The 25320-nt window shown below is 73.4% G+C and carries 25 protein-coding genes and 3 tRNA genes; 22 read left to right on the top strand and 6 right to left on the bottom strand.

Translation table 11 applies throughout. The features are described 5' to 3' along the window. Window positions 1–30: 30 nt before the first annotated feature. From BS72_RS24625 to BS72_RS24665, 9 genes are all read left to right on the top strand, one after another. Window positions 31–438: a DUF742 domain-containing protein gene (locus tag BS72_RS24625; RefSeq protein ID WP_037913670.1), complete on the top strand. Its 408-nt coding sequence runs from the start codon at window positions 31–33 to the stop codon at window positions 436–438. Next, window positions 419–1024 (top strand): GTP-binding protein, encoded by a 606-nt coding sequence (locus tag BS72_RS24630; RefSeq protein WP_051951632.1) that lies wholly within the window; start codon window positions 419–421, stop codon window positions 1022–1024. The genes BS72_RS24625 and BS72_RS24630 overlap by 20 nt, the downstream gene beginning before the upstream one ends. Before the next feature lie 340 nt (window positions 1025–1364). After that, on the top strand, window positions 1365–4781 hold the full coding sequence (locus tag BS72_RS24635) for a sensor histidine kinase (protein ID WP_037913674.1): 3417 nt from the start codon (window positions 1365–1367) through the stop codon (window positions 4779–4781). 9 nt (window positions 4782–4790) lie between these two features. Beyond that, a complete protein-coding gene (locus tag BS72_RS24640) occupies window positions 4791–5204 on the top strand; it encodes a roadblock/LC7 domain-containing protein (protein WP_037917495.1) in 414 nt (137 codons plus the stop codon). A 249-nt stretch (window positions 5205–5453) separates the two neighbouring features. Then, window positions 5454–6269 carry a DUF742 domain-containing protein gene (locus BS72_RS38725; RefSeq protein WP_407639056.1) on the top strand — a complete coding sequence of 272 codons (816 nt, stop codon included), beginning with the start codon at window positions 5454–5456 and terminating at the stop codon, window positions 6267–6269. Then, window positions 6250–6828: a GTP-binding protein gene (locus BS72_RS24650; RefSeq protein ID WP_037913675.1), complete on the top strand. Its 579-nt coding sequence runs from the start codon at window positions 6250–6252 to the stop codon at window positions 6826–6828. Before BS72_RS38725 ends, BS72_RS24650 begins: the two co-directional genes overlap by 20 nt. A gap of 185 nt (window positions 6829–7013) precedes the next feature. Then, a tRNA-Gln gene (locus BS72_RS24655) sits at window positions 7014–7085 on the top strand. A gap of 18 nt (window positions 7086–7103) precedes the next feature. Continuing rightward, a tRNA-Glu gene (locus BS72_RS24660) sits at window positions 7104–7176 on the top strand. Window positions 7177–7238: 62 nt separating this feature from the next. Then, window positions 7239–7311, top strand: a tRNA-Glu gene (locus BS72_RS24665). Between the two features lie 393 nt (window positions 7312–7704). Here BS72_RS24665 and ndgR read toward each other — a convergent pair. Further along, window positions 7705–8421, bottom strand: a complete 717-nt coding sequence (gene ndgR / locus BS72_RS24670; RefSeq protein ID WP_037913676.1) for an IclR family transcriptional regulator NdgR — start codon at window positions 8419–8421, stop codon at window positions 7705–7707. A gap of 130 nt (window positions 8422–8551) precedes the next feature. Between ndgR and leuC the strand changes: the two genes are divergently transcribed. From leuC to BS72_RS24690, 4 genes are all read left to right on the top strand, one after another. After that, window positions 8552–9976: a 3-isopropylmalate dehydratase large subunit gene (gene leuC, locus BS72_RS24675; protein WP_037913678.1), complete on the top strand. Its 1425-nt coding sequence runs from the start codon at window positions 8552–8554 to the stop codon at window positions 9974–9976. Between the two features lie 5 nt (window positions 9977–9981). Further along, window positions 9982–10575, top strand: coding sequence for a 3-isopropylmalate dehydratase small subunit (leuD, locus tag BS72_RS24680; RefSeq protein WP_037913679.1), 594 nt, complete (start codon window positions 9982–9984; stop codon window positions 10573–10575). Between the two features lie 274 nt (window positions 10576–10849). Then, window positions 10850–11074 (top strand): SCO5555 family protein, encoded by a 225-nt coding sequence (locus BS72_RS24685; RefSeq protein ID WP_037913680.1) that lies wholly within the window; start codon window positions 10850–10852, stop codon window positions 11072–11074. Between the two features lie 133 nt (window positions 11075–11207). Beyond that, window positions 11208–11810 carry an HU family DNA-binding protein gene (locus BS72_RS24690; protein ID WP_037913681.1) on the top strand — a complete coding sequence of 201 codons (603 nt, stop codon included), beginning with the start codon at window positions 11208–11210 and terminating at the stop codon, window positions 11808–11810. 186 nt (window positions 11811–11996) lie between these two features. On the opposite strand, the gene BS72_RS24695 is transcribed toward BS72_RS24690, so the two are convergent. After that, window positions 11997–12215: a hypothetical protein gene (locus BS72_RS24695; RefSeq protein ID WP_037913682.1), complete on the bottom strand. Its 219-nt coding sequence runs from the start codon at window positions 12213–12215 to the stop codon at window positions 11997–11999. A 32-nt stretch (window positions 12216–12247) separates the two neighbouring features. Beyond that, window positions 12248–12922 (bottom strand): 2-phospho-L-lactate guanylyltransferase, encoded by a 675-nt coding sequence (cofC, locus tag BS72_RS24700; RefSeq protein WP_232792526.1) that lies wholly within the window; start codon window positions 12920–12922, stop codon window positions 12248–12250. Window positions 12923–13372: 450 nt separating this feature from the next. Here cofC and BS72_RS24705 point away from each other — a divergent pair, with 450 nt between their 5' ends. The 3 genes from BS72_RS24705 to BS72_RS24715 are packed head-to-tail and all read left to right on the top strand — an operon-like array spanning window position 13373 to window position 16329. Then, on the top strand, window positions 13373–14092 hold the full coding sequence (locus BS72_RS24705) for a lysophospholipid acyltransferase family protein (protein WP_037913683.1): 720 nt from the start codon (window positions 13373–13375) through the stop codon (window positions 14090–14092). Continuing rightward, window positions 14089–15090 (top strand): NAD(P)H-dependent glycerol-3-phosphate dehydrogenase, encoded by a 1002-nt coding sequence (locus BS72_RS24710; RefSeq protein ID WP_037913684.1) that lies wholly within the window; start codon window positions 14089–14091, stop codon window positions 15088–15090. Before BS72_RS24705 ends, BS72_RS24710 begins: the two co-directional genes overlap by 4 nt. Window positions 15091–15102: 12 nt before the next feature. Further along, a complete protein-coding gene (locus BS72_RS24715; RefSeq protein ID WP_078901605.1) occupies window positions 15103–16329 on the top strand; it encodes a D-alanine--D-alanine ligase family protein in 1227 nt (408 codons plus the stop codon). 89 nt (window positions 16330–16418) lie between these two features. Here BS72_RS24715 and BS72_RS24720 read toward each other — a convergent pair whose 3' ends face one another. Together BS72_RS24720 and BS72_RS24725 are read right to left on the bottom strand one after the other, a co-directional pair. Beyond that, the gene (locus tag BS72_RS24720) at window positions 16419–16901 is read right to left on the bottom strand and encodes a DUF3515 domain-containing protein (protein WP_037913685.1); all 483 of its coding nucleotides are present in this window, start codon (window positions 16899–16901) and stop codon (window positions 16419–16421) included. A gap of 45 nt (window positions 16902–16946) precedes the next feature. Next, window positions 16947–17180, bottom strand: a complete 234-nt coding sequence (locus BS72_RS24725) for an Lrp/AsnC ligand binding domain-containing protein (protein WP_037913686.1) — start codon at window positions 17178–17180, stop codon at window positions 16947–16949. A 170-nt stretch (window positions 17181–17350) separates the two neighbouring features. Between BS72_RS24725 and BS72_RS24730 the strand changes: the two genes are divergently transcribed. Together BS72_RS24730 and thiD are read left to right on the top strand one after the other, a co-directional pair. Then, window positions 17351–18310: a thiamine-phosphate kinase gene (locus tag BS72_RS24730; protein ID WP_037913688.1), complete on the top strand. Its 960-nt coding sequence runs from the start codon at window positions 17351–17353 to the stop codon at window positions 18308–18310. A gap of 4 nt (window positions 18311–18314) precedes the next feature. Further along, window positions 18315–19184 carry a bifunctional hydroxymethylpyrimidine kinase/phosphomethylpyrimidine kinase gene (gene thiD / locus BS72_RS24735; RefSeq protein ID WP_407639057.1) on the top strand — a complete coding sequence of 290 codons (870 nt, stop codon included), beginning with the start codon at window positions 18315–18317 and terminating at the stop codon, window positions 19182–19184. 166 nt (window positions 19185–19350) lie between these two features. Here thiD and rpmB read toward each other — a convergent pair whose 3' ends face one another. Next, window positions 19351–19536 carry a 50S ribosomal protein L28 gene (gene rpmB, locus BS72_RS34685; protein ID WP_078901606.1) on the bottom strand — a complete coding sequence of 62 codons (186 nt, stop codon included), beginning with the start codon at window positions 19534–19536 and terminating at the stop codon, window positions 19351–19353. Between the two features lie 212 nt (window positions 19537–19748). Here rpmB and BS72_RS24740 point away from each other — a divergent pair, with 212 nt between their 5' ends. From BS72_RS24740 to coaD, 4 genes are all read left to right on the top strand, one after another. Continuing rightward, window positions 19749–21716, top strand: coding sequence for a DAK2 domain-containing protein (locus BS72_RS24740; protein WP_037913690.1), 1968 nt, complete (start codon window positions 19749–19751; stop codon window positions 21714–21716). A gap of 142 nt (window positions 21717–21858) precedes the next feature. Beyond that, window positions 21859–24123 (top strand): ATP-dependent DNA helicase RecG, encoded by a 2265-nt coding sequence (gene recG / locus BS72_RS24745; RefSeq protein ID WP_037913692.1) that lies wholly within the window; start codon window positions 21859–21861, stop codon window positions 24121–24123. 112 nt (window positions 24124–24235) lie between these two features. Continuing rightward, entirely contained in the window at window positions 24236–24817 is a 582-nt protein-coding gene (rsmD, locus tag BS72_RS24750) for a 16S rRNA (guanine(966)-N(2))-methyltransferase RsmD (protein ID WP_037913695.1), read from the top strand. Between the two features lie 23 nt (window positions 24818–24840). Continuing rightward, on the top strand, window positions 24841–25320 hold the full coding sequence (gene coaD, locus BS72_RS24755; RefSeq protein WP_037913697.1) for a pantetheine-phosphate adenylyltransferase: 480 nt from the start codon (window positions 24841–24843) through the stop codon (window positions 25318–25320).

Below are 25320 nucleotides of genomic sequence, written 5' to 3' on the forward strand. Positions count from 1 at the left end.
AGTAGCTCTGCCCGGACACGGAGGACCCTCATGACCCCGCCACCCGCCTCGCCGGGCCCGTACGGCGCGTCCCACCACGCGCCGTACGGGGTGGAAGGCGACCAGCCGCTGGTGCGGCCTTACGCCATGACCGGTGGCCGCACCAGGCCGCGCTACCAGTTGGCCATCGAGGCACTGGTCAGCACCACCGCCGACCCGGCGCAGTACGCGGGACTGCTTCCGGAGCACCAGCGGATCTGCCACCTGACGCGCGAGATCAAGTCGGTGGCCGAGATCTCCGCGCTGCTGGCGATACCGCTCGGCGTGGCCCGCATTCTCGTGGCCGACCTCGCTGAGGCCGGCATGGTCGCCATCCACCAGCCCGGCAGCGGCGAGGCGGGCGGCCAGCCAGATGTGACACTGCTTGAGAGGGTGCTCAGTGGACTTCGGAAGCTCTAGGTCGCAGCCGCAGCCGGCGTACGGTGCGCCGCCGGTGCGGTCGACCACCTCCGCGAAGATCGTGGTGGCGGGCGGCTTCGGTGTGGGCAAGACCACGTTCGTGGGCGCGGTGTCGGAGATCAATCCGCTGCGCACCGAGGCCGTGATGACCTCCGCCTCGGCCGGGATCGACGACCTGAGCCACGTCCAGGACAAGACCACCACGACGGTGGCCATGGACTTCGGCCGCATCACGCTGGACGACGACCTGATCCTGTACCTGTTCGGTACGCCGGGCCAGGACCGGTTCTGGTTCATGTGGGACGACCTGGTGCGCGGCGCGATCGGGGCCGTGGTGCTGGTGGACACGCGGCGGCTGGCCGACTGCTTCCCGGCGGTCGACTACTTCGAGAACAGCGGGCTGCCGTTCGTCATCGCGCTCAACGGCTTCGACGGCCACCAGCCGTACCGCCCGGAGGAGGTCCGGGAGGCCCTCCAGATCGGGCCCGAGGCGCCGATCATCACCACCGACGCCCGGCACCGGGCCGAGGCGAAGAGCGCGCTGATCACGCTCGTCGAACACGCGCTGCTGGCGCGGCTGAAGTAGTCCGCGCGCCCAGGCGCTGTTGTCGCCGCTCGCGCGGCGGAAGGGCCCGTCGTGCCGTACCCCGGCACGACGGGCCCTTCGTTTTCATAACGTTTCCCGGGCGTTTCCCCGCGGTTTCCGCCACGAGTCGCGCTCACGCGGTGTCACAGCGTGTCCGCGTGTCCCACGGTTTGCCACCGCCTTGGACTTATGCCGGTTTTATCTCCGGTCATCGCCGGGAAAACGGTCCGTCGTGGCCGTTTACCGGTCGTTTGCCACCTCATGTCCCGCATGCTGGAATGCCCAGACCCGAGCGCACGACGGCCGTCATGTCGGCCGTCGCCGAGAGGTTGTTGGTCCAGTGAGGAACACCAGGCGAGCAGAGCCGAGCACCGCCACCAGCCCGCGGGGCAACTTCACTCCGCCCCCGCCCGCCGGCACCGGGCCGAGTGGCACGCCCGACGCGGAGGCCGCCCCGGCGGGACTGCCCGCCCCCGGCAGCCGGTTCGGCGTGCGCAACTGGCGCGTGGCGACCCGGCTGAACGTCATCCTCCTGATACCCGTGCTGGTCGCGCTCGTCTTCGGCGGCTTCCGGGTGAACGGCGCGGTGACCACCTGGCGGCAGGCCGACGACGCCGTGCGCATCGCCGGCCTGGTGCGCGCCGCGGCCACCTACGGGGACGCCCTGGAGAAGGAGCGCGACGCCACCGTCGTTCCGCTGGTCAGCGGCCGCAGAAACGATCCGTCGGTCGGTGCCGCCGACGCGGCCACCGACGCCGCCGCCACCGCGTTCGAGGAGGCCGCCCGGCACATCCCCTCCAACGCCGACCTCAGGCGCCGGCTGGCCGAGGTCCGCAGCGTCCAGCCGCAGCTCGCCGCCACCCGCAAGGCCGCCTACACCGCCCAGCTCTCCGGCGTGCAGACCGAGGAGCGCTACGTGCTCCTCCAGCACCCGCTGGCCGAGCTCGCCAACGAACTCGGCTACGGCACCAGCGACAGCGCCTCCTACGGCCGCATCCTGTACTCCCTCTCGCTGGCCAAGTCCGCCGAGTCGCTGACCCGTTCCATCGGCCTGCACATCCTGGTGGAGAAGGGCACCGCCAAGGACACCCTGGCCCTCCAGAAGACCGCGCTCGGCTCCTACCAGTACCTCCAGGGGATCGCCCGCCAGGAGTTCGAGGAGGGCGGCACCCCCCAGGAGCAGGCCCTGCTGAAGAAAGCGCAGGCCGACGCGGCCGCCAAGGGCCAGCGGCAGACCACGGCGGCGCTGGACGAGGCCAAGGCGGCCGGCGCCGCGTACGTGGTGCCGCCGGACCTCGCCACCATGGTCGCCGACCTCGCCGACCCGGCCCTCACCCCGGACGGGCTCGCCCAGCGGGGGATCACCCCCGACTCCTACACCGCCGCCGCGACGCTCTCCTTCGACGCCTACCGCGCCGTCGAGGTCCAACTCGCCGACCAGGCCGCCTCGGACGCCGCCGCCGTCGCCTCGCACGCCAAGCGGGACGTCTTCGTCAACTCGGCGATCGTGCTCGTCGCCCTGGTCATCGCGTTCATCGTCGCCGCCCTGATGGCCCGCGGCATGACCCGCGGCATGCGGCGACTGCGCTCCGCGGCCTTCGACATCGCCGAGACCCGGCTGCCGGGCCTGGTCGACCAGCTCTCCCGCACCGACCCGGGCCGGGTCGACACCCAGGTCGCGCCCATCCCGCTCAACACGCGGGACGAGATCGGCGAGGTCGCCCGCGCCTTCGACCAGGTGCACCGCGAGGCGGTCCGGCTGGCCGCCGAGCAGGCCCTGCTGCGCGGCAACGTCAACGCGATCTTCAGCAACCTCTCCATGCGCAACCAGAGCCTCATCCAGCGCCAGCTCGACCTGATCACCGAGCTGGAGAACAACGAGGCCGACCCGGACCAGCTCTCCTCCCTCTTCACGCTCGACCACCTCGCCACCCGTATGCGCCGCAACGGCGAGAACCTGCTGGTCCTCGCCGGCGGGGACACCGGCCGCACCTGGAACCAGCCGGTGCCGCTGGTCGACGTGCTGCGCGCCGCCGCGTCCGAGGTGGAGGCGTACGACCGGATCGAGCTCGTCGGCGTCCCCGAGGCCGACATCCACGGCGGCACCGTCACCGACCTCGTGCACCTGCTCGCCGAGCTGCTGGAGAACGCCACCTCGTTCTCCTCGCCGCAGACGAAGGTGCGGGTCACCGCGACCCGGCTGCCCGACGGGCGGCTGATCGTCGAGATCCACGACCAGGGCATCGGGCTGACCGCCGAGGACTTCGCCGACATCAACCACAAGCTGGCCGATCCGCCCACCGTGGACGTGGAGATCGCCAAGCGCATGGGCCTGTTCGTGGTCGGCCGGCTGTCCCTGCGGCACGGCATCCGGGTCCAGCTGCGGCGCTCGGGCGAGCTGTCCGGCACCACCTCCCTGGTGATGCTGCCCGAGGCGGTCACCCGCGGCGGAGTCGGCCGGCCCCGGGTGGAGGAAGGCGACTTCACCGTCCCCCGGATCGCCCCGGAACCCACGGGCGAAGGCCGCGGACCCCGACCCGAGGCGGGCGGGCGTACGGCCGCCGAACTCGGCTTCGACGACTCCCGCTACGAGCGGCCGGTCAGCGCCCTCGACTCACTCGGCCGCTCCCTGGCGCGCGAGGAGCGCCGCGCCCAACTGGAGGCCGCCGCGGCCGAGCGGTACGGGTCCAGCCCGCTGCCCACGCACCCGGGCGGGCAGCCGCCCGTACCGGAGTCCGGGCAGGAGCACGGCGGGTACGCCGCCTACGGCACCTCCGACGGGTACACCGGATACGGCCGGTACGACGTCGGTGCCGACGGCCGCGTCAACGTCGCAGGCCAGGCTTACCCCGATCAGTACGGCACCGGAAACGGCCAGGCCGGCGGCGCCGGCCTCGACCCGGCGGGGGAGTCCGCCGGCCCCGCGCAGCCGTACCCGCAGCCCTACCCGCAGTCCTTCACGCAGCCCTACGCCCATGGCCTCCAGCAGAGCCTCCAGGGTCCGGACGCTGTGCCGGGCCAGGGCCCCGTGCAGGCGTTCCCGCAGCAGTCCGGCCCGGTGAACGGCCAGGAGCAGAACGGTTTCCCCGCACCGGGCGGGTACGACGACGGCTCCGCGCGGCCCTACGCCCCGACCGGCGCCGCGGGTTCCGCTTCCTCCGGCGAGGGCGGCCCGGCCGGCCTCCCGGAGCGGCCGGGCGACGTCGGCCAGGCCGGGTTCCCCTTCTACCGCCCAGCTCAGGAGGGCTGGCCGGAGAACGGCGCCGGGGCGCCCCGGAACGCGGTCGACGCGGCGCAATCCGTTCCGCCGCCCCCCGCGGGGCCGTCCGAGAGCGTAGTCTCACAGGCACTGACGGACGCCGGCCTGCCCCGCCGGGAACGGCAGCGCCCGAGCAAGCACGTACAGGAGAGGCCCGAACCCACCCCCGATCCGCACGACGCCCCGCAGCCGACGGCCCTTGACCCGCGGTCGGCCAACGACGAGCACTGGCAGCGGGCCGAGCAGGTCCGAGAGCCCAGGGCAGGCGGGGTCACCCCGTCCGGCCTGCCCCGGCGGGTCCCGCGGGCCAACCTGGTCCCGGGCGCCGCCGACCAGACATCGCAGGGTGGCCCACAGGTCTCCCGAGCGCCTGAGGACGTACGCGGCAGACTGAGTAGTCTGCGACGTGGTGTCCAGCAAGGGCGCACCGCCGGAACCGACTCGAACGGACCGGCCGCTGACAGCCGTTTCGGCGGCCCCCACAACCAGGAGCGCTAGTTGAGTGCGATGAGCCAGGCGGCACAGAATCTGAACTGGTTGATCACCAACTTCGTGGACAACACCCCGGGGGTGTCCCACACGGTGGTGGTCTCCGCCGACGGCCTGCTGCTTGCGATGTCTGATGGTTTCCCGCGTGATCGTGCTGATCAGTTGGCGGCGGTGGCTTCGGGGTTGACGTCGTTGACGGCTGGTGCGTCCCGCATTTTCGAGGGCGGGAGTGTGAACCAGACGGTGGTGGAGATGGAGCGGGGTTTCCTGTTCATCATGTCGGTTTCGGATGGTTCGTCGTTGGCGGTGCTGGCGCATCCGGAGTGTGACATCGGCTTGGTGGGTTACGAGATGGCCCTCCTCGTCGACCGGGCCGGTGCCGTCCTCACCCCTGACCTGAGGGCCGAACTGCAGGGCAGCCTGCTCAACTAACGCACCGGAAGCGGACCTTCCGGGCGCCGGCCAGGCGCTCGGACAGGGCGCGCCGGAACAGCAGGAGGAGGACCCGTGAGCACTTCCCCCGGTGCGGACGGCTACGGCCCGGCCTCGGACCGACCGCACGACCAGCCCTACGGCCGGCCCGACGGCGCCCGCCGCCCGGGGCCCGACGCGCCGTACGGCGGGCGGTACGAGGGGCAGCCGTACGAGAGACGGCCCTACGACGCCTACGACACCCGCGACATCCGCGACGGGCGGCCGTACGGCGGGCAGCCCCACGAGGGGCCCGAGGGTCCGTACACAGGGGCGTCCCCGACGCCCTACGGGCAGTCCGGCGAGCCCGCGCGCGGGCGGCACGGGCAGCCCTACCGGCAGGGCTCCGAGCAGCCCTTCACCGCGAGCACCGGCCAGGACGCCGAGCCGGCCGTGCCCCGGCCGGGCGGACGCTACCGCCGGCCCGTGGTGCAGCCGTACTCGCCGCCGCAGGCCCCGCCGCCGCGGCAGGAACGCCGGCAGGACGCCGGCGACCCGTTCCAGCAGCCTTCCCAGCCCCTCGCCGAGCCCTCGCAGCAGCCGTCCCGACGGCCGCAGCACGGCGCCCCGGCATCGCCTGGCCAGGGAGCGGGCCAGGAGGCGGGCCAGGGGCCCGCTCAGGGCGCCCAGCGCCCGGACCAGGGCCGGGGCGGGGCGGCGGGCTCCGGCGGGCGTCCGCGCACGCCGTCGGGCCTGGTGCGGCCCTACGCCATGACCGGCGGCCGGACCCGGCCGCGCTACCAGCTGGCCATCGAGGCGCTGGTCAGCACCGCGGCCGAGCCCGACCGGCTGCGCGGCCAGCTCCCCGAACACCAGCGGATCTGCGTGCTGTGCCGGGAGGTGAAGTCGGTGGCGGAGATCTCCGCGCTGCTGGGCATCCCGCTCGGCGTGGTCCGCATCCTCGTCGCCGACCTCGCCGAGGCCGGCCTGGTCGCGATCCACCAGCCCGGCGGAGACGACTCCGCGGGCGGGCAGCCAGACGTGACATTGCTTGAAAGGGTGCTCAGTGGACTTCGGAAGCTCTAGCGGTCCGACCCGCGCCACCACCTCCGCGAAGATCGTGGTGGCGGGCGGATTCGGCGTGGGCAAGACCACGTTCGTCGGTGCCGTGTCGGAGATCAATCCGCTGCGCACCGAAGCCGTGATGACCTCCGCGTCGGCCGGGATCGACGACCTCACGCACGCGCCGGACAAGACCACCACGACGGTGGCCATGGACTTCGGCCGGATCACCCTCGACGAGGACCTGATCCTCTACCTGTTCGGCACCCCGGGCCAGGACCGGTTCTGGTTCATGTGGGACGACCTGGTGCGCGGCGCGATCGGCGCGATCGTCCTGGTGGACACCAGACGGCTGGCCGACTGCTTCCCGGCGGTCGACTACTTCGAGAACAGCGGGCTGCCGTTCGTCATCGCGCTCAACGGCTTCGACGGCCACCAGCCGTACCGCCCGGAGGAGGTCCGGGAGGCCCTCCAGATCGGCCCTGACGCGCCGATCATCGTCACCGACGCCCGGCAGCGGGTGGAGGCCAAGAGCGCGCTGATCACGCTCGTCGAGCACGCCCTGATGGCGCGGATGCGCTGACGGGAGGGCGACCGGAGACGGTCCGCGGCGGGGGCTCGGAGGCGTGCCACCGGGCCCCCGTGGAACCCGTTTTGGAGCGTGGTCGTGGATCAGGTAATGTTCTTCCTGTCGCCGCCGGAAGGGCCGAAAAGCCCGGGACGGAGGCGGACGCCGAAGGAGACTTCCAGACGGAAGTTGAATTCTGGTGGGGTATGGTGTAATTGGCAGCACGACTGATTCTGGTTCAGTTAGTCTAGGTTCGAGTCCTGGTACCCCAGCAGCACTGAAAAGTGCGAGCCCCCGTTGTGTAGCGGCCTAGCACGCTGCCCTCTCAAGGCAGTAGCGCCGGTTCGAATCCGGTCGGGGGTACAGATCCTTCCTTCCACCACCACCGGGTAGCTCCCGGTCATGGTGACGCGAGGATCGCTAGGGCCCCCGTTGTGTAGCGGCCTAGCACGCTGCCCTCTCAAGGCAGTAGCGCCGGTTCGAATCCGGTCGGGGGTACGCACCAGAGCGGTGAACGAGTTCGACCGCAGAGCACCGGGTCCGTCGCAGCAGCGGCGGGCCTTTTGTGTTTCCCGGGTCCCGCGGGTCCGGGGGCCGGCTGCTCGTCCTCCGGGCCTCGCGCGCCCTGGGCCGTCCCGGGCCCTGCGGTGCCCGCCGGGGGCCACGGGCTCCTGCCCCACCCCCGGCGATGTCACCGTGCCGGCTTCCGTTCCGGCCGCGGGCGCGCTTCCCGGTGGCCCGCCCACGGCGTCGTGCCGGATGCGGCGACCCCTTTGGTCGGGAAGCCGTCGCCGGGCGCTCTCCTGGCCGTCTGCGGCCGTTCACCGGCCTCTGCCGCCGTCCGCCGCCCGTCGTGCCGCCGCCGACCGCTGCCGCCTGCTCGGCTGCCGCTCAGCCGTTGCGGCGCAGTGCCTCGCTGAGGCGGGTGGCGGCGTCCACGACGGCCTGGGCGTGCATGCGGCCCGGGTGGCGGGTCAGCCGCTCGATCGGACCGGAGACGGAGACCGCGGCCACCACGCGGTTGGACGGGCCGCGCACCGGCGCCGAGACCGACGCCACACCCGGCTCCCGCTCGCCGATCGACTGCGCCCAGCCGCGCCGGCGCACCCCCGACAGCGCGGTCGCGGTGAACCGGGCGCCCTGGAGGCCCCGGTGCAGCCGCTCCGGCTCCTCCCACGCCATGAGGACCTGTGCGGCCGAACCGGCCTTCATGGGGAGCGTGGAACCCACCGGGACGGTGTCCCGCAGCCCGGACAGCCGCTCCGCGGCGGCCACGCAGATGCGCATGTCCCCCTGGCGCCGGTAGAGCTGGGCGCTCTCACCGGTGAAGTCCCGCAGGTGGGTCAGGACCGGGCCGGCCGTCGCCAGCAGCCGGTCCTCGCCGGCCGCCGCGGCGAGCTCCGACAGCCGCGGACCGAGTATGAAGCGGCCCTGCATGTCCCGGGCCACCATGCGGTGGTGTTCGAGCGCCACCGCCAGGCGGTGCGCGGTGGGGCGGGCCAGGCCCGTGGCGCCGACAAGTCCGGCCAGGGTGGCCGGGCCGGACTCCAGCGCGCTGAGCACCAGAGCCGCCTTGTCGAGAACGCCGACGCCGCTAGAGTTGTCCATGCAACGATACTCGCGTCTCAGAGTGTGAAACGCAAGTTCAATTTTTCCCGTCAGGCTGCACGCTGGATGGCACACACGCCAGCCAAACACCGAGTTGTGGCCCGCGACGGTGCGGGCCGGAGGGATACCGATGGGTAGGACACTCGCGGAAAAAGTCTGGGACGACCACGTCGTCCGCCGCGCCGAGGGCGAGCCCGATCTCCTCTTCATCGATCTCCACCTGATCCATGAGGTGACCAGCCCGCAGGCCTTCGACGGGCTGCGGTTGAGCGGCCGCAAGGTGCGCCGCACGGACCTCACCATCGCGACCGAGGACCACAACACCCCCACCCTGGACATCGACAAGCCGATCGCGGACCCGGTCTCCCGCACGCAGTTGGAGACCCTGCGCCGCAACTGCGCCGAGTTCGGCGTGCGGCTGCACCCGCTGGGCGACGTCGAGCAGGGCGTGGTGCACGTGGTCGGCCCGCAGCTGGGCCTGACCCAGCCCGGCACCACCGTGGTCTGCGGCGACTCGCACACCTCCACGCACGGCGCGTTCGGCGCGCTGGCGTTCGGTATCGGCACCTCCCAGGTCGAGCACGTGCTGGCCACCCAGACGCTGCCGATGGCCCCGTTCCGGACCATGGCGGTCACCGTCGACGGCGAGCTGCCCGAGGGCGTCACCGCCAAGGACCTGATCCTGGCGGTCATCGCCCGGATCGGCACCGGCGGCGGCCAGGGCTACGTCATCGAGTACCGCGGCTCGGCCGTCGAGAAGCTCTCGATGGAAGCCCGGATGACGGTCTGCAACATGTCGATCGAGGCCGGCGCCCGGGCGGGCATGATCGCCCCGGACCAGACGACGTTCGACTACCTCAAGGGCCGCGCGCACGCCCCGCAGGGCGAGGACTGGGACGCCGCGGTGGAGTACTGGAAGACGCTGCGCACCGACGAGGACGCGGTCTTCGACCACGAGGTGCGCATCGACGCCGCCACCCTGGCCCCGTTCGTCACCTGGGGCACCAACCCCGGGCAGGGCGCGCCGCTGAGCTCCTCCGTGCCGGACCCGGCCTCCTACGAGGACCCGACCGACCGGCTCGCCGCCGAGAAGGCCCTGGAGTACATGGGCCTGACCGCCGGGCAGCCGCTGCGCGAGGTCAAGGTGGACACCGTCTTCGTCGGATCGTGCACCAACGGCCGGATCGAGGACCTGCGGGCCGCGGCGTCCGTCGTCGAGGGCCGCAAGGTCGCCGACGGCGTACGCATGCTGGTCGTCCCCGGATCGGTCCGGGTCGCCCTGCAGGCCGTCGAGGAGGGGCTGGACAAGGTGTTCACCGCGGCCGGCGCCGAATGGCGGCACGCGGGTTGCTCGATGTGCCTGGGTATGAACCCGGACCAACTCGCCCCCGGCGAGCGTTCCGCGTCCACCTCGAACCGCAACTTCGAGGGCCGCCAGGGCAAGGGTGGCCGTACCCACCTGGTCTCCCCGCAGGTCGCCGCCGCCACCGCGGTGCTGGGCCGCCTGGCCGCGCCCGCCGACCTGTCCGACGCCCCTGCCCTGACGGAGGTCTGAGCACCATGGAAGCCTTCACCACGCACACCGGCCGGGCCGTCCCGCTGCGCCGCAGCAACGTGGACACCGACCAGATCATCCCCGCGCACTGGCTGAAGAAGGTCACCCGCAACGGCTTCGAGGACGGCCTGTTCGAGGCGTGGCGCCGCGACGCGGAGTTCGTGCTCAACGCGCCGGAGCGGCAGGGTGCCACCGTCCTGGTGGCCGGCCCGGACTTCGGCACCGGCTCCTCCCGCGAGCACGCGGTGTGGGCGCTGCAGAACTACGGCTTCAAGACCGTCATCTCGCCGCGCTTCGCCGACATCTTCCGCGGCAACTCGCTGAAGAACGGCCTGCTCACGGTGGTGCTGCCGCAGGACACCGTGGAGAGCCTGTGGAAGCTCACCGAGGCCGACCCGACCGCTGAGATCACCGTCGACCTGGTCGCCCGCGAGGTGCGCGCCGAGGGCGTCACCGCGTCCTTCGAGCTGGACGACAACGCCCGCTGGCGGCTGCTGGAAGGCCTGGACGACATCAGCCTGACGCTGGCCAACGAGGCCGACATCGCCGCGTTCGAGGCGTCCCGGCCGTCCTGGAAGCCCAGCACCGTCCAGGCCTGACCCCGGCCGGGCCCGGTCCGGCCGCTGAGGCCCGCACGGGGCCCCGTGCGGGCCTCAGCGGGCTCCTTTCGGGCCCGGTTCGGGTCCGTCCCGGACCCGGTGCCGGTACCGGTCCGCAAGCAACCCCGAAGCGCCCCTCGCCCGTCCGCGAGGGGCGTTTCGGCGTGCCCGGGCGGCCGCGCCGAACCCTGCCATGGGTACTGTTGAAGGCCCCATGGGCACCCGGTTGGCCCTGCTGTCAGCGATAACTCGCCACAGATGGCACAATCGACGCATGGAACGCGACGGCCAACTGGAGCTTTACCGGCTCCTAGCCGCGCGTCTGAAGGAGGCGCACACCCGCGTCGCCGATCCCGAAGTACCCGACGCGACAAGGCGGGAGCTGACTCGACGGCTGCTCGTGGTGACCGCGGCGGCCAAGCACGACCTGGCCGACGCGGCGCGGCGGCTGGACGCGTTGACGGCTGAGTTGGACGATCTCGGAATCCCTGATCGGTGATCACGCCCAGTACCGAGTCCGTTGCGGCACAAGGGTGATTCGCCCGTTTCGTATTTGATTTGCGGTATATATCCGCCTAGCGTGCGAAATCAGCCCGTACTCATTCACCGGGCAAGTTTCCGAAGGGGAAGACGTGAACAAGGCGCAGCTCGTAGAAGCGATTGCCGACAAGCTGGGCGGCCGCCAGGCCGCAGCGGACGCCGTCGACGCGGTTCTCGACGCGATCGTCCGCGCGACCGTCAGTGGCGACCGGGTCTCGGTCACCGGTTTCGGTTCGTTCGAGAAGGTCGAGCGGCCCGCTCGTTACGCTCGCAACCCCCAGACCGGGGAGCGGGTGCGGGTCAAGAAGACCTCTGTGCCGCGGTTCCGCGCAGGACAGGGCTTCAAGGACCTGGTCAGCGGCGCGAAGAAGCTTCCGCGCGGCGGCGAGGTGTCGGTGAAGAAGGCCCCCAAGGGGAGCCTGTCCGGCGGCGCGTCCAGCACCGCCCGCACCACCACCAAGAAGGCCGCGGCGAAGAAGGCCACCACCGCCAAGAAGGCCACCGCGGCCAAGAAGACGGCGGCCACCAAGACCACCGCCGCCGCGAAGAAGACCGCCACCGCCGCGAAGAAGACCACCGCGGCGAAGAAGACCGTGGCCAAGAAGGCTCCGGCGAAGAAGGCCACCGCGAAGAAGGCTCCGGCCAAGCGCACCACGGCTCGCAAGACCGCCACGAAGCGCGCCGCCGCGAGGTGATCCTCGCCACTGTGCCCCCGACGGGCCGGCTCCCGCACCGCGGGAGGCGGCCCGTTCGCGGTTCCGGGCCAGGGGGCCCGCCAGGGGGCCCGGGCGGGCGCCCTCCGGTGTCCCTCGGGCCCGCTCGCGTACGGGCTTCCGGGCCCGCTCGCGTCCGGAGCTGACGGACGCGGAAGCGGGCGCGGGCTACGCCCGCGGGTCGGGGAAGGTCTGGAGGGTCACGAAGACCACCCGGCGAGCCTGCCCCGAGCCCTCGGTGCGGATGCGCACCCGCTGACCGGGCCGCAGCGTCAGCAGGCCGCCCGCGTCGAACGCCTCGGAGCCGAACTCCAGCGGGCTGCCGTCGTCCAGCAGCACGCTGCCGCTGCGGGTGTCGTCGTCGAAGGTGAAAGCGGTGGCCTGCATGCCACCACCCTATGTGCCCGACCGTCCGCCGGTCAGGCGGAGAGCAGCGCCGCGGCCGCCTCCGCCGTCGCCGGGCCCACCCCGAGCGCCAGCGCCGCCCGCAGATCGTCGAGGGTGTCCACGTCCTGCCGTACCGACGGGGCGTGCGGAAGGCCGATCTCGGCCGCTCCGGAGGCGAGGTGGCGGGCCCGGGAGGGGCCGCCGAACGCGGGAGCCAGCACCACCGCCGGCGGCGCCGCCAGCAGCGTCGTGCCGATCCCCGCCGCGTCCGTCACGAACGCCCGCTCGCCGATCCCGGCCGCGGCCCGCAGCACCTGCGCGAGCTCCGCCGGGCGCAGGGCGGGCAGATCGCCGTTCAGCGCCGCGACCGGCGCCGAGGCCCTGCGCGCCCGCACCGCCGCCGCCCCGTGCCGCAGAGCGGCGTTGAGGCCCGCGGCGGGGGAGTCGGGCACCACGTGGGCGCCCACCGCCACCAGTTCCGCGGCCGCGGCGGGGTCGTCGGTCACCACCGTCACCTCCGCGACCTCCGGACACGCCAGCGCGGCGCCCACCGTGTCCAGCGCGAACGCCAGCGCCAGCGCGGGCCGCAGCGGCCCGGCCGCCGCCAGCCTGCTCTTGGCCAGTGCCAGCGGCTTCAACGGCACCACCAGCGACCACCGCGGCTCATTGACGGCCTCATCGACGGGCTCATTGAACGGCTCATCCACGCCGTCCATTGTGCGTCCCCGGAGCCGCGCCACCGTGCGGCCCGTCACCCGCCGCATTCCTCGCCGTATCGCCCCCCGTCGCCGCCGCAACGCCGCCGAGCGCCCGGGAAGCGGCTCGGGAGGGCGCCGTGAGGCTTGTCGTGATGCCGCCGTGCGGCCGCGTGGAGCGGCCGTGGAGCGGTCTCGGAACCGCTGTCGGCCGCGGGCCGCCGGGCCGGATCGCGGCGCCCGGGAGGCCGCTGGGGAGGCCGTACCGCGCCCGTCCGGCGTGCGCGGAGTCGACCGGCCGGACGGCCCCGGTACGGGTGTTCGCACCCCCGGCGGCGCAGTCGTGGCGAAGCCGTGACGAACAGGTGGCAGAGGTGCCCCATCGCGTGCGAAGCCCTGGCGTTAACCTCTCGGTTAGCCGCCACACCAGCGCGGCACCCCACCGACCAGGAGGAGACCCCGGTGACCCGCCGCAGAATCGGTTTCTGGTACCGCTTGGCGGCAGCCATCGCCAAGCCGCCGCTCATCGTGCTCTTCAAGCGCGACTGGCGCGGAATGGAGAACATTCCGGCCGAGGGCGGATTCCTCACGGCCGTGAATCACAACTCCTACCTCGACCCGCTGCTGTACGCGCATTTCCAGTACAACACCGGCCGACTCCCGCGCTTCCTGGCCAAGGCGTCCCTCTTCACGCCGTTCTTCGTCGGCCGCATCATGCGCGGCACCGGCCAGATCCCGGTCGTCCGCGCCTCCACCGACGCCGCGGCCGCGTACCGGGCCGCTGTCGAGGCGGTCAACAAGGGCGAGTGCGTTGCCTTCTACCCCGAGGGCACCCTCACCCGCGACCCCGAGCTGTGGCCGATGGTCGGCAAGACCGGTATCGCCCGCGTCGCCCTGCTCACCGGGGCCCCCGTCATCCCGATCGCCCAGTGGGGAGCCAACGAGTTCCTGCCGCCGTACGCGAAGCGGCCCAGCGTGCTGCCGCGCAAGACCCACCGCGTGCTGGTCGGCCCGCCCGTCGACCTGAGCCGCTGGCAGGGCCAGGAGCCGACGGTCGAGGTGCTGCGCGCGGTGACCGAGGCCATCATGGTCGACGTGACGCGACTCCTCTCCGAGATGCGGGGCGAACCCGCCCCCGCCGAGCTCTACGACCCGCGCCGGCAGAAGAAGGGGGCGGCGTGACGGCTCGCTGCGCCGTCTACGGCACCGGCTCCTGGGGCACCTCCTTCGCGATGGTGCTGGCCGACGCGGGCTGCGAGGTCGCCCTGTGGGGCCGCCGACCCGAACTCGTCACCGCCATCAACACCACCCGCACCAACCCCGAGTACCGGCCGGAGGTCGTCCTGCCGGACACCGTCACGGCCACCACCGATCCCGCGGAGGCCGCGCACGGCGCCGAGTTCGTCTTCCTCGCCGTGCCCTCCCAGGCGCTGCGGGCCAACCTGGCCGAGTGGGCGCCGCTGCTGCGGCCCGACGCGGTCCTGGTCAGCCTCATGAAGGGCGTCGAACTGGGCACGGCGAAGCGGATGAGCGAGGTCATCGAGGAGGTCGTCAAAACCGACCCCGCCCGGGTCGCCGTCATCACCGGGCCCAACCTGGCACCGGAGATCGTCGCCCGGCAGCCGGCCGCCGCCGTGGTGGCCTGCCGCGACGAGGAGGTCGGCCGGCGCATCCAGTCCGCCTGCCTGACCCCGTACTTCCGGCCCTACACGAACACCGACGTGACCGGGTGCGAGCTCGGCGGCGCGGTCAAGAACGTGATCGCGCTCGCCGTGGGCATCGCCGGCGGGATGGGCCTGGGCGACAACACCAAGGCGTCGCTGATCACCCGGGGCCTGGCCGAGACCACCCGGCTGGGCGTGGCGATGGGCGCCGACCCGCACACCTTCGCCGGACTCGCCGGCATGGGCGACCTGGTGGCGACCTGCTCCTCCCCGCTGTCGCGCAACAACACCTTCGGCCGCAACCTCGGCCAGGGCATGAGCCTGGCGGAGACCATGCGCGCCACCAGCCAGACGGCCGAGGGCGTCAAGTCCTGCGAATCCGTAGCCGACCTGGCCAGGCGGCACGGCGTCGACATGCCGATCACCGAAACGGTCGTCGACATCGTGCACAACGGGAAATCTCCCGCCGCCGCCGTGCGGGAGTTGATGTCACGTTCTGCGAAGCCCGAACGGTAAGGTCAACGCGATATGGAAGACAATCCGGAAATCCGCCTGGAAGACCAGTCCGACGACAGGCCGCCGCAGCACACCGCTGACGGCCGGCCCGCGCCCCACAGCGTCGTCCGACCGGGTCCGGAGGGCCGCAAACCCCGCGTCGCCGTCGTCTTCGGCGGCCGCAGCTCCGAACACGGGGTGTCCGTGGTGACCGCGGCCAGCGTGCTGCGGGCCATCGACCGCGACGCGTACGACGTGCTGCCCATCGGCATCACCACCGAGGGCCGCTGGGCCCTCACCGCCGACGCCCCCGACCGGATGGCCATCACCGACCGCCGCATGCCCAGCGTCGAGCAGGTCGCCGACCAGGACGGCGCGCTGCTGCTGCCGGTCGACCCCTCGAACCGGGAGATCGTCTACACCGAGGCCGGCGCCGTGCCCAAGGCGCTCGGCGAGGTCGACGTCGTCCTGCCCCTGCTGCACGGCCCCTACGGCGAGGACGGCACCCTCCAGGGCCTGCTGGAACTCTCCGGGATCCCGTACGTCGGCGCCGGCGTCCTCGCCTCCGCCGTCGGCATGGACAAGGAGTACATGAAGCGGATCTTCACCTCGTTCGGGCTCAAGGTCGGCCCCTACACGGTGATCCGCCCGCGTGAGTTCGACCGCGACCCGCAGGCCGCCCGGCGCAGGGTCACCGAGTTCGCCGCCGTCCACGGCTGGCCGCTGTTCGTCAAGCCCGCCCGCGCCGGCTCCTCGATCGGCATCAGCCGCGTCGACGGCCCGGAAGGGATCGACGCCGCCCTCGCCGAGGCCCGCCGCCACGACCCCAAGGTCGTGGTGGAGGCCGCGCTCACCGGCCGCGAGATCGAATGCGGCGTCCTGGAGTTCCCCGACGGGCCGCGTGCCTCGGTCCCCGCCGAGATCCCGCCCGCCGACAGCCACTCCTTCTACGACTTCGACGCCAAGTACATCGACGCCGAAGAGGGCCTGGTGCCCGCCCCGCTCACCGCGGAGCAGACCGAGCGGGTGCGGCGGCTGGCCGTCGACGCCTTCGAGGCCGCCTCCTGCGAGGGCCTGGTGCGCGCCGACTTCTTCCTGCTCGACAACGGCGAGTTCGTCATCAACGAGATCAACACCATGCCGGGCTTCACCCCGATCTCGATGTACCCGCGGATGTGGCAGGAGAGCGGCGTCAGTTACAGCGAGCTGATCGACCTGCTCATCCAGGCCGCGCTGCGCCGCTCCACCGGCCTGCGCTGAACCCGCCCGAGCCACGGCCCCGTGCCCGTCCCCGGACCCGGTTCCGGTGCGGGCAGGGGGACCGCGCCCACCCGGCCGGGCCCCGGCGGTCAGATCCCGGCGGGGATGGCGGCGCGGACCGCCGGGGCCAGGTCCACGAGCGGCGAGGCGTCGTGTGCGAACTTCGCCGGCAGCACCAGCTCCACGTACGCCTTGCGCAGCGTGGTGGTCATCACCGTCCCGCCGCCGGGGGCCGACTGGTAGGACCAGGAGACCCCGTCGACCTCCGCGCCGGGGGTGTCCGAGTCGTAGTCCACGGCCGGCCGCGGCACCCCGCAGCGCAGCACGATCAGCGGATCGCCCCACCCGGCGGTCAGCTCCGAACGCGGCTTGAGATCATGCATGGCGAGCCCGTCGAGCCGTTTCGGCAGCCGAGCGTGCAGCGCCGAGCAGTACCTGGCGGCCTGCGCGTCCGGAACCGGCACCGCGACCGAGTCGTCGGTACCCGGTGACGCGGACGCGTAGACCGCGACCGCGGCGGCACACGCGGCTGCGGCGGTGGCAGCCAGTACCACCCGGCGGGAGAACGTCACCGGGCGAGCATACGGAAGGAGCCCGGGCGGCCGGGCGGGCGGGGGCTAGATATGCACCACCGGACAGGTGAGGGTGCGGGTGATGCCCTCGGCCTGCTGCACCTTGGCCACCACCATCCGGCCGAGCTCGTCGACGGTGTCGGCCTGGGCGCGGACGATCACGTCGTAGGGACCGGTCACGTCCTCGGCCCGGATCACCCCGTCGATCTTGGAGACCAGCTCCGCGACGGTCGAGGCCTTCCCGACCTCGGTCTGGATCAGGATGTACGCCTGTACCACGGAACCTCCAGAGCGGCTTCGAGGATCATGTGGGCGGGGGGACGCCACGTTATCGCGTCACCGCGCGCAGCGGGGAGACCCGCGCGGTACACAACCCCCGTAATGACGGGAAACACCCAGCGGAAGCGCCCGGCGTGCCGGGCCGGGGCGAGAGACGAGGGAACGACGCTATGAAGGGGACAGTCGGCGATCTGGGGGAGTTCGGGCTCATCAGGGAGCTCACGGCCCGCCTCACCACGACCCCCGCGGTGCAGCTCGGGCCGGGCGACGACGCGGCGGTGGTGGCCGCGCCGGACCGCCGGGTCGTCGCCACCACCGACGTGCTGCTGGAGGGCCGGCACTTCCGCCGCGACTGGTCGACCGCGTACGACGTCGGGCGCAAGGCCGCCGCCCAGAACCTCGCCGACATCGCCGCCATGGGCGCCGTGCCCACCGCGGTGCTGCTCGCCCTGGTGGTGCCCGCGCAGCTCCCGGCCACCTGGCCGGTCGAGCTGATGGACGGCATCAGGGACGAGTGCCAGGTGGCCGGGGCCGCCGTGGTCGGCGGCGACGTGGTCCGCGGCGACACCATCACCGTGTCCATCACCGCCCTGGGCGACCTGCGCAACCGCCCACCCGTCACCCGTGCCGGGGCGCGTCCGGGCAACCTGGTGGCCGTCACCGGCTGGCTCGGCTGGTCAGCGGCCGGGCTGGCGGTCCTCTCCCGCGGCTTCCGCTCCCCGCGCGCCTTCGTCGAGGCCCACCGCCGGCCCGAGCCGCCCTACCACGCCGGGCCCGCCGCCTCGGAACTCGGCGCCACCGCGATGACCGACATCAGCGACGGCCTGATCGCCGACCTCGGCCACATCGCCACGGCCAGCGGCGTCGACATCGACATCCGCTCGTCCGCCGTCGACATCCCGGCCCAGATGACCGACATCGGCCACGCCGTCGGCGTCGACCCGCTGCACTGGGTGCTCACCGGCGGAGAGGACCACGCCATCGCGGCGGTCTTCCCCCGCGACGTCAAACTGCCCGCCCGCTGGCGGGTCATCGGCGACGTGGTCCGGCCGGACGGAGCGGCGCCCCGGGTGACCGTCGACGGCGCGCCCTGGGAGAAGGCCGGCGGCTGGGACCACTTCGGTGAGTGACCGAATGGCGGACGCGGACATGGACACCGGCAGGGGGACGGGCCCGGCGGCGCCGGCCGCGCCGCTGCGGGTGCTGACCGTGGCCGGCTCCGACTCCGGCGGCGGCGCGGGCATCCAGGCGGACCTCAAGACCATGCTCGCCCTCGGCGTGCACGGCATGAGCGTCCTGACCGCGGTCACCGCGCAGAACTCCCTGGGCGTGCACGGCGTCTGGGAGCTGCCCGAGGCGGCCGTCCGCGCCCAGTTCCGGGCCGTCGCCGACGACATCGGGGTGCAGGCGGTCAAGACCGGCATGCTCGGCTCGGCCGGACTGGCCGCCGCCGTCGCCGACCTCGTCGCCGGGCTGCGCGCCCGCCACCCCGACGTGCCCGTGGTCGTCGACCCGGTGGCCGCCTCCAAGCGCGGTGACCCGCTGCTGCGCGCCGGGGCCCTCGACACCGTCCGCACCCGGCTGCTGCCGCTGGCCACCGTGGCCACCCCCAACCTCGACGAGGTCGCCGCGCTCACCGGGACCGCCGTCACGCGCGAGGACGAGATGGCGGACGCCGCCCGCGCCGTGCTCGCTCTCGGCCCGCGCTGGGCGCTGATCAAGGGCGGCCACCTCCCGGGCGCCGACGCGGACGCGGTGGACCTGCTCCACGACGGCACCACCGCCCACTGGTACCGGGCGCCGCGCCGGGCCAACCGGCACACCCACGGCACCGGCTGCACCCTGGCCAGCGCCGTCGCGGCCCACCTCGCCCTCGGCCGCACCGTGCCGGAGGCGGTGGGCCTCGCCAAGGCGTACACGCACGGCGCGATCACGGCCGGCTTCCCCCTGGGCGCCGGCACCGGACCGGTCGACCACGGCTGGCGGCTGCGCGGGAACGGCTGACGCCGGGGGACCGGTGGCAGTCGCCAGGAAACGCCGAAAAGCCGATCCACACGAGGTGGATCGGCTTCGGATGACGGCAGAGGACGCGCTGCCAGGAGCTGCTACGAGCTGCTGCGGTGCGGTCGCCGCATGACCACCGCGGCCTGAGCCGCGGCGGTGGTACGGACTAGCGCGAGACCTTGCCGGCCTTGATGCAAGAGGTGCAGACGTTCAGGCGCTTCGGCGTCTTTCCCACGACCGCACGAACGCGCTGGATGTTCGGGTTCCAGCGACGAGGGGTGCGGCGGTGCGAGTGGGAGATGCTGTTGCCGAAGCCCGGCCCCTTGCCGCAGATGTCGCAGTTGGCAGCCACGGGTCACTCCAAAGACTTCAGATCATTTACGGTGGGATCAGCCCGAGAGGACCCGGACAACCGGAGCAGCATACAACGGCTGCTCGCGTACAACGAAACTACCACGGTCCGGGCGGTCCTCGGCCGCCCACCCCGTGCCGGGGGCCTCCCGCCGGCGGCGGCCGGCAGTACGCTCACCTGCGACCCGCCCCTCGGAGCGCCAGGAGGAACCGTTGGCGTCGACGCTCGACCCGGCCGCCGTGCGCACCTGGTGCCGGTGCGCGCTGAGGGCCCTCGGGCAGGCCCGCGAGAACATCGACGCGATCAACGTGTACCCGGTTCCGGACGGGGACACCGGTACCAACCTCTACCTCACCGTCGAGTCCGCCGCCCAGGCCGTCGAGGCGGTCTTCGAGGCCCACGCCACCACGGCCGGCGGCCCGGGACCCTCCTTCCACGAGGCCCTGCGGGCCCTGTCGCACGGCGCGCTGATCGGCGCCCGCGGCAACTCCGGGACGATCCTCGCCCAGCTCCTGCGCGGCCTGCACGCCGACCTGGCGGCCCCTGCCCCTGCGCCTGGCCCTTCCTCTGCCGCTGCTTCCTCCGCGCGCGGGTCCGCTCCCGCGCCCGCTCCCGCCGAGGCCGCCCCGCCGGGCGCCGCCGGGGACGGCGACCCCGCCGAGGCGCTGCGCCGGGCCTTCGGGGCCGCCGCCGCCTCCGCGTACGAGGCCGTGGCCCGGCCGGTCGAGGGCACCATGCTCACCGTGGCCACGGCCGCCGCCCGCGCCGCCCGAGCCTGCGAGGGCGGGGTGGCCGACGTGGTGCGGGCCGCCCACGAGGGTGCCCGGGACGCTCTGGCCGCCACCCCCGGCCAGCTCGGAGCGCTGCGGCAGGCCGGGGTGGTGGACGCGGGCGGTCTCGGCCTCGTCGCCCTGCTCGGCGCGCTGTGCCGGACCGTGACCGGCGACGTGCCCGCCGGCCCCCCGGGCGCGCGGACCACGCACCCCACACCGCTCACCCGGGCACCCCGGAACGCCGGACCCGCCGGAACCGCCGGATCGGACCTGGCACCTATGGACGCGGGACCAGCTCCCCAGGGGGTCGACACCGGTCCGGCGCCTATGGAGGCCGGATCCGCCGTATCCGGCGCCCCGCCTATGGACGCCGGTTCCGCCCAGCCCGGCGTGCCACCTATAGAGGCCGGATTGGCCGTATCCGGGGAGGCAGCCGACCTGGCCGCGTGCGTCCAGGACGGCAACGCCTCCCCGAAGGGCTCGGCCTTCGAGGTGCTGTTCCTGCTGGAGGCCGCGGACGAGGCCGCTGTACAGACCCTGCGCGCCCGGCTCGACGCCCTGGGCGACTCGCTGGTCGTGGTCGGGGGCGACGGCCTGTGGAACATCCACGTGCACGTCCCGCGGGCCGCCGACGTCGGCACCGCGATCGAGGCGGGCATCGACGCCGGGCGCCCTTACCGGATCAGGGTCACCCACTTCGGCGACCAGACCGCCGCCGCCCCCGACGCGGGGCAGCCCGGGCGGCGGAGCCGGGCCGTGGTGGCCCTCGTCCCCGGCGGCGGCCTGGCCGACCTGTGCGCCGAGGCCGGCGCCACCGTCGTCGCCGTCCGCCCGGGGGAGCGGCCCGCGGGCGGTGAGATCGCCGCCGCCATCCGCCGGGCGGGCGCCCGCGAGGTGGTCCTGCTGCCCAACGACACCGAGTTGCGCGACGCCGCCGCGGCCGCCGCCCAGCAGGCCCGCGCCGACGGCGTCCGGGTCGCCCTCATCCCCACCCGGTCCGCCGTCCAGGGCCTCGCGGCGCTGGCCGTCCACGAGCCCGGGCGGCGGTTCGACGAGGACGTGGTGGCGATGACCGCGGCGGCCGGTGCCACCCGGTACGGCGAACTGGCCGTCGCCGAGCGGCAGTCCTGGACCACCGCCGGGGTGTGCCAGGCCGGCGACGTCCTCGGCCTGATCGACGGCGACGTCGCCGTCATCGGCGGCAGCCTCCAGGAGACCGCCGTCACCGTGCTGGACCGGATGCTCGCCGCGGGCGGTGAACTCGTCACCCTGGTCCTCGGCCCCACCGCGCCGCCCGGCCTGGGCGGCCTGCTCGAAGCCCACGTCCAGACCCGGCACCTGGCAGTGGACACGGTCACGTACTCCGGCGGCGAGCCCGGCACCCCGCTCCAGATCGGCGTCGAGTGAGCCGCCGCCCCGCCCCTGGCCGCTCTGCCCCTGACCGCCCCGGCTCCCGGCCGTTCTGGACGTCCCGGCCCGACCGCCGCCGGGAGGCGCGCGGACGCCCGCTGCCGCCGGCTGTCGGCGGTGTGCGCGACGATGGGACGCGATGAACCCACTCGACGACCCCCTGCACAAGCTCGTCGGCGACCGCACCGCCAAGGTGCTCGGCGAGCACCTCGACCTGCACACCACCGGGGACCTGCTCCACCACTACCCCCGGCGCTACGCGGAGCGGGGCGAGCTGACCCGGCTGGCCGACCTCCCCGTCGACGAGTACGTCACCGTCGTCGCGCAGATCGCCAAGGCCGACAAGCGCACCTACGGAGGCGGCTCCGGGGTGCGCCTGGAGGTCGTGGTGACCGACGGCAGCGGCTCCCTGACCCTGGTGTTCTTCAGCAAGGCCGCCCACGCGCACGCCCACCGGCTCATCCCGGGGCGGCGCGGCATGTTCTCCGGCAAGGTGTCGGTCTTCAACCGCACCCGCCAGCTCGCCCACCCCGACTACCAGTTGCTGGACGCCGAGGACGGCAAGGAGGCGGTGGACGCCTTCGCCGGCCGGCTCATCCCGCTCTACCCGGCCTGCAAGCAGATCACCTCCTGGCGGATCGCGCAGGCCGTGGACACCGCGGTGGACTCCCTGGCGGCCACCGGCTGGGCCGGCGTCGGCGATCCGCTGCCCCCCGAACTCCGCTCGGGCCGCGGCCTGGTGGCGCTGCCGGAGGCGCTGGAGAAGGTCCACCGCCCGCGCTCCAAGCAGGACATCGCCCAGGCCCGGGACCGGCTGAAGTGGGACGAGGCGTTCGTCCTCCAGGTGGCGCTGGCGCGCCGCCGGGCCGACGAGTCCGCGCTGCCCGCGGTGCCGCGCCGCCCCGCCGCAGACGGCCTGCTCGCCGCCTTCGACGCCCGCCTGCCCTTCACCCTCACCGACGGCCAGCGCAAGGTCTCCGAGGAGGTCTTCGCCGACCTGGCCACCGAACACCCCATGCACCGGCTGCTCCAGGGCGAGGTCGGCTCGGGCAAGACCATGGTGGCCCTGCGCGCCATGCTCGGCGTCGTGGACGCCGGCGGCCAGGCCGCGATGCTCGCCCCCACCGAGGTGCTCGCCCAGCAGCACCACCGCTCCATCACCGAGATGATGGGCGACCTCGCCGAGGCCGGCCTGCTCGGCGGCTCCGACCTGGGCACCAAGGTGGTGCTGCTGACCGGGTCGATGGGCGCCGCCGCCCGCCGCCACGCCCTGCTCGACCTGGTCACCGGCGAGGCCGGGATCGTGGTCGGCACCCACGCCCTGATCGAGGACAAGGTCCGCTTCCACGACCTCGGCCTGGTCGTCGTCGACGAGCAGCACCGGTTCGGCGTCGAGCAGCGCGACGCCCTGCGCGCCAAGGCCGAACGCCCGCCCCACCTCCTGGTGATGACGGCCACCCCGATCCCGCGCACCGTCGCCATGACGGTCTTCGGCGACCTGGAGACCTCCGTCCTCGACCAGCTGCCGGCCGGGCGCTCGCCGATCGCCACCCACGTCGTACCGGCCGCCGAGAAGCCGCACTTCCTGGCGCGCGCCTGGGAGCGGGTGCGCGAGGAGGTGGCGGCCGGCCACCAGGCCTACGTCGTCTGCCCCCGGATCGGCGACGAGGAGGACACCAAGGCCGACGCGAAGAAGGCCGAGAAGGCAGGGAAGACCGGGAAGGCAGGAAAGGCCGGGACGCGCGCCGAGGCGGAGAAGGCGGAGGCCGCCGCCCTGGACGACGAGCGGCGCCCGCCGCTGGCCGTCCTGGAGGTCGCGGCCGGCCTGGCCGCCGGGCCGCTGGCCGGACTGCGGGTCGAGGTGCTGCACGGCCGGATGGCGCCCGAGGAGAAGGACGAGGTCATGCGCCGCTTCACCGCGGGCGAGGCCGACGTCCTCGTCGCCACCACGGTCATCGAGGTCGGCGTCAACGTGCCCAACGCCACCGCCATGGTGGTGATGGACGCCGACCGGTTCGGCGTCTCCCAGCTCCACCAGTTGCGCGGCCGGGTCGGCCGCGGCTCCGCCCCCGGGCTGTGCCTGCTGGTCACCGACACCCCCGAGATGAGCCCCGCGCGCGGCCGGCTCGACGCCGTGGCGGCCACCCTCGACGGCTTCGAGCTGTCCCGGATCGACCTCGAACAGCGCCGCGAGGGCGACGTGCTCGGCCAGGCCCAGTCCGGCAGCCGCTCCAGCCTGCGGATGCTCACCGTGGTCGACGACGAGGAGGTGATCGCCGCGGCCCGCGAGGAGGCCACCGCCGTGGTCGCCGCCGACCCCGACCTCGCCGCCCACCCCGACCTGCGCAGCGCCCTCCAGAGCCTGCTGGACGCCGACCGCGAGGAGTTCCTCGACAAGGGCTGAGACAAGGCGGCGGCAAGGGGCTGGGACAAGGGATGGGGACAGGGGATGGGGACAAGGGCTGGGACAAGGGCCGGGGGCCGGCGAAAGGTAGCATCGGGGCTGTGAGCAGCTCATGACCCGTGTGATCGCCGGTACCGCCGGTGGGCGCCGGCTGGCCGTACCTCCGGGCAACGGCACCCGTCCCACCTCAGACCGCGCCCGGGAGGCGCTCTTCTCCACGTGGGAGGCGCTGTACGGCCCGATCCAGGGGGCCCGCGTGCTCGACCTGTACGCCGGTACCGGGGCCGTCGGCCTGGAGGCGCTCTCCCGGGGGGCAGGGCACGCCCTGCTCGTCGAGGCCGATCCGCGCGCCCTGCGCGTCGTCCGGCAGAACGCCGCCGCGCTCGGGCTGCCCGGCGCCGAGGTCCGGTCCGGGCGCGCGGAGCAGACCGCCGCCACCCCGGCGCCGGAGCGGCCGTACGGGCTGGTCTTCCTCGACCCGCCCTACGACGTCCCCGACGACGCGCTGCGGGAGATCCTGCTCACACTCCGGGCCGGCGGCTGGCTGGCTCCCGAGGCGCTGGCCACGGTGGAGCGCGCCACCCGGGGCGGGGATTTCCGCTGGCCGGAGGGGTTCGACGGACTGCGCGCCCGCCGCTACGGCGAGGCGACGCTTTGGTACGGTCGCGCCGCCGAAGTCACCGCCGGGTCGTGAACCCGTCCGGAGAGGAGAAACCGTTGCGCCGCGCAGTCTGTCCGGGGTCCTTCGACCCCGTCACCAACGGGCACCTGGACATCATCGTCCGCGCGTCCCGGCTGTACGACAGCGTCCACGTCGCCGTGATGATCAACAAGGCCAAGAAGGGCCTGTTCGACATCGACGAGCGGATCGCCCTCATCGAGCAGGTCACCGCGGAGCTGGGCAACGTCCGGGTGGAGGCGTTCAACGGCCTGCTCGTCGACTTCTGCAGACAGCGCGAGATCCCGGCCATCGTCAAGGGCCTGCGGGCCGTGAGCGACTTCGACTACGAACTCCAGATGGCGCAGATGAACAACGGCCTGTCCGGGGTGGAGACGCTCTTCGTGCCCACCAACCCGGCCTACAGCTTCCTCTCCTCCAGCCTGGTCAAGGAAGTCGCCCAATGGGGCGGCGACATCTCACACTTGGTGCCGCCACAGGTTCTCGACGCGCTCAACGAGAAGCTCCGGCAGCAGTAG

This window comes from Actinacidiphila yeochonensis CN732 (assembly GCF_000745345.1).
Classification (GTDB): domain Bacteria; phylum Actinomycetota; class Actinomycetes; order Streptomycetales; family Streptomycetaceae; genus Actinacidiphila; species Actinacidiphila yeochonensis.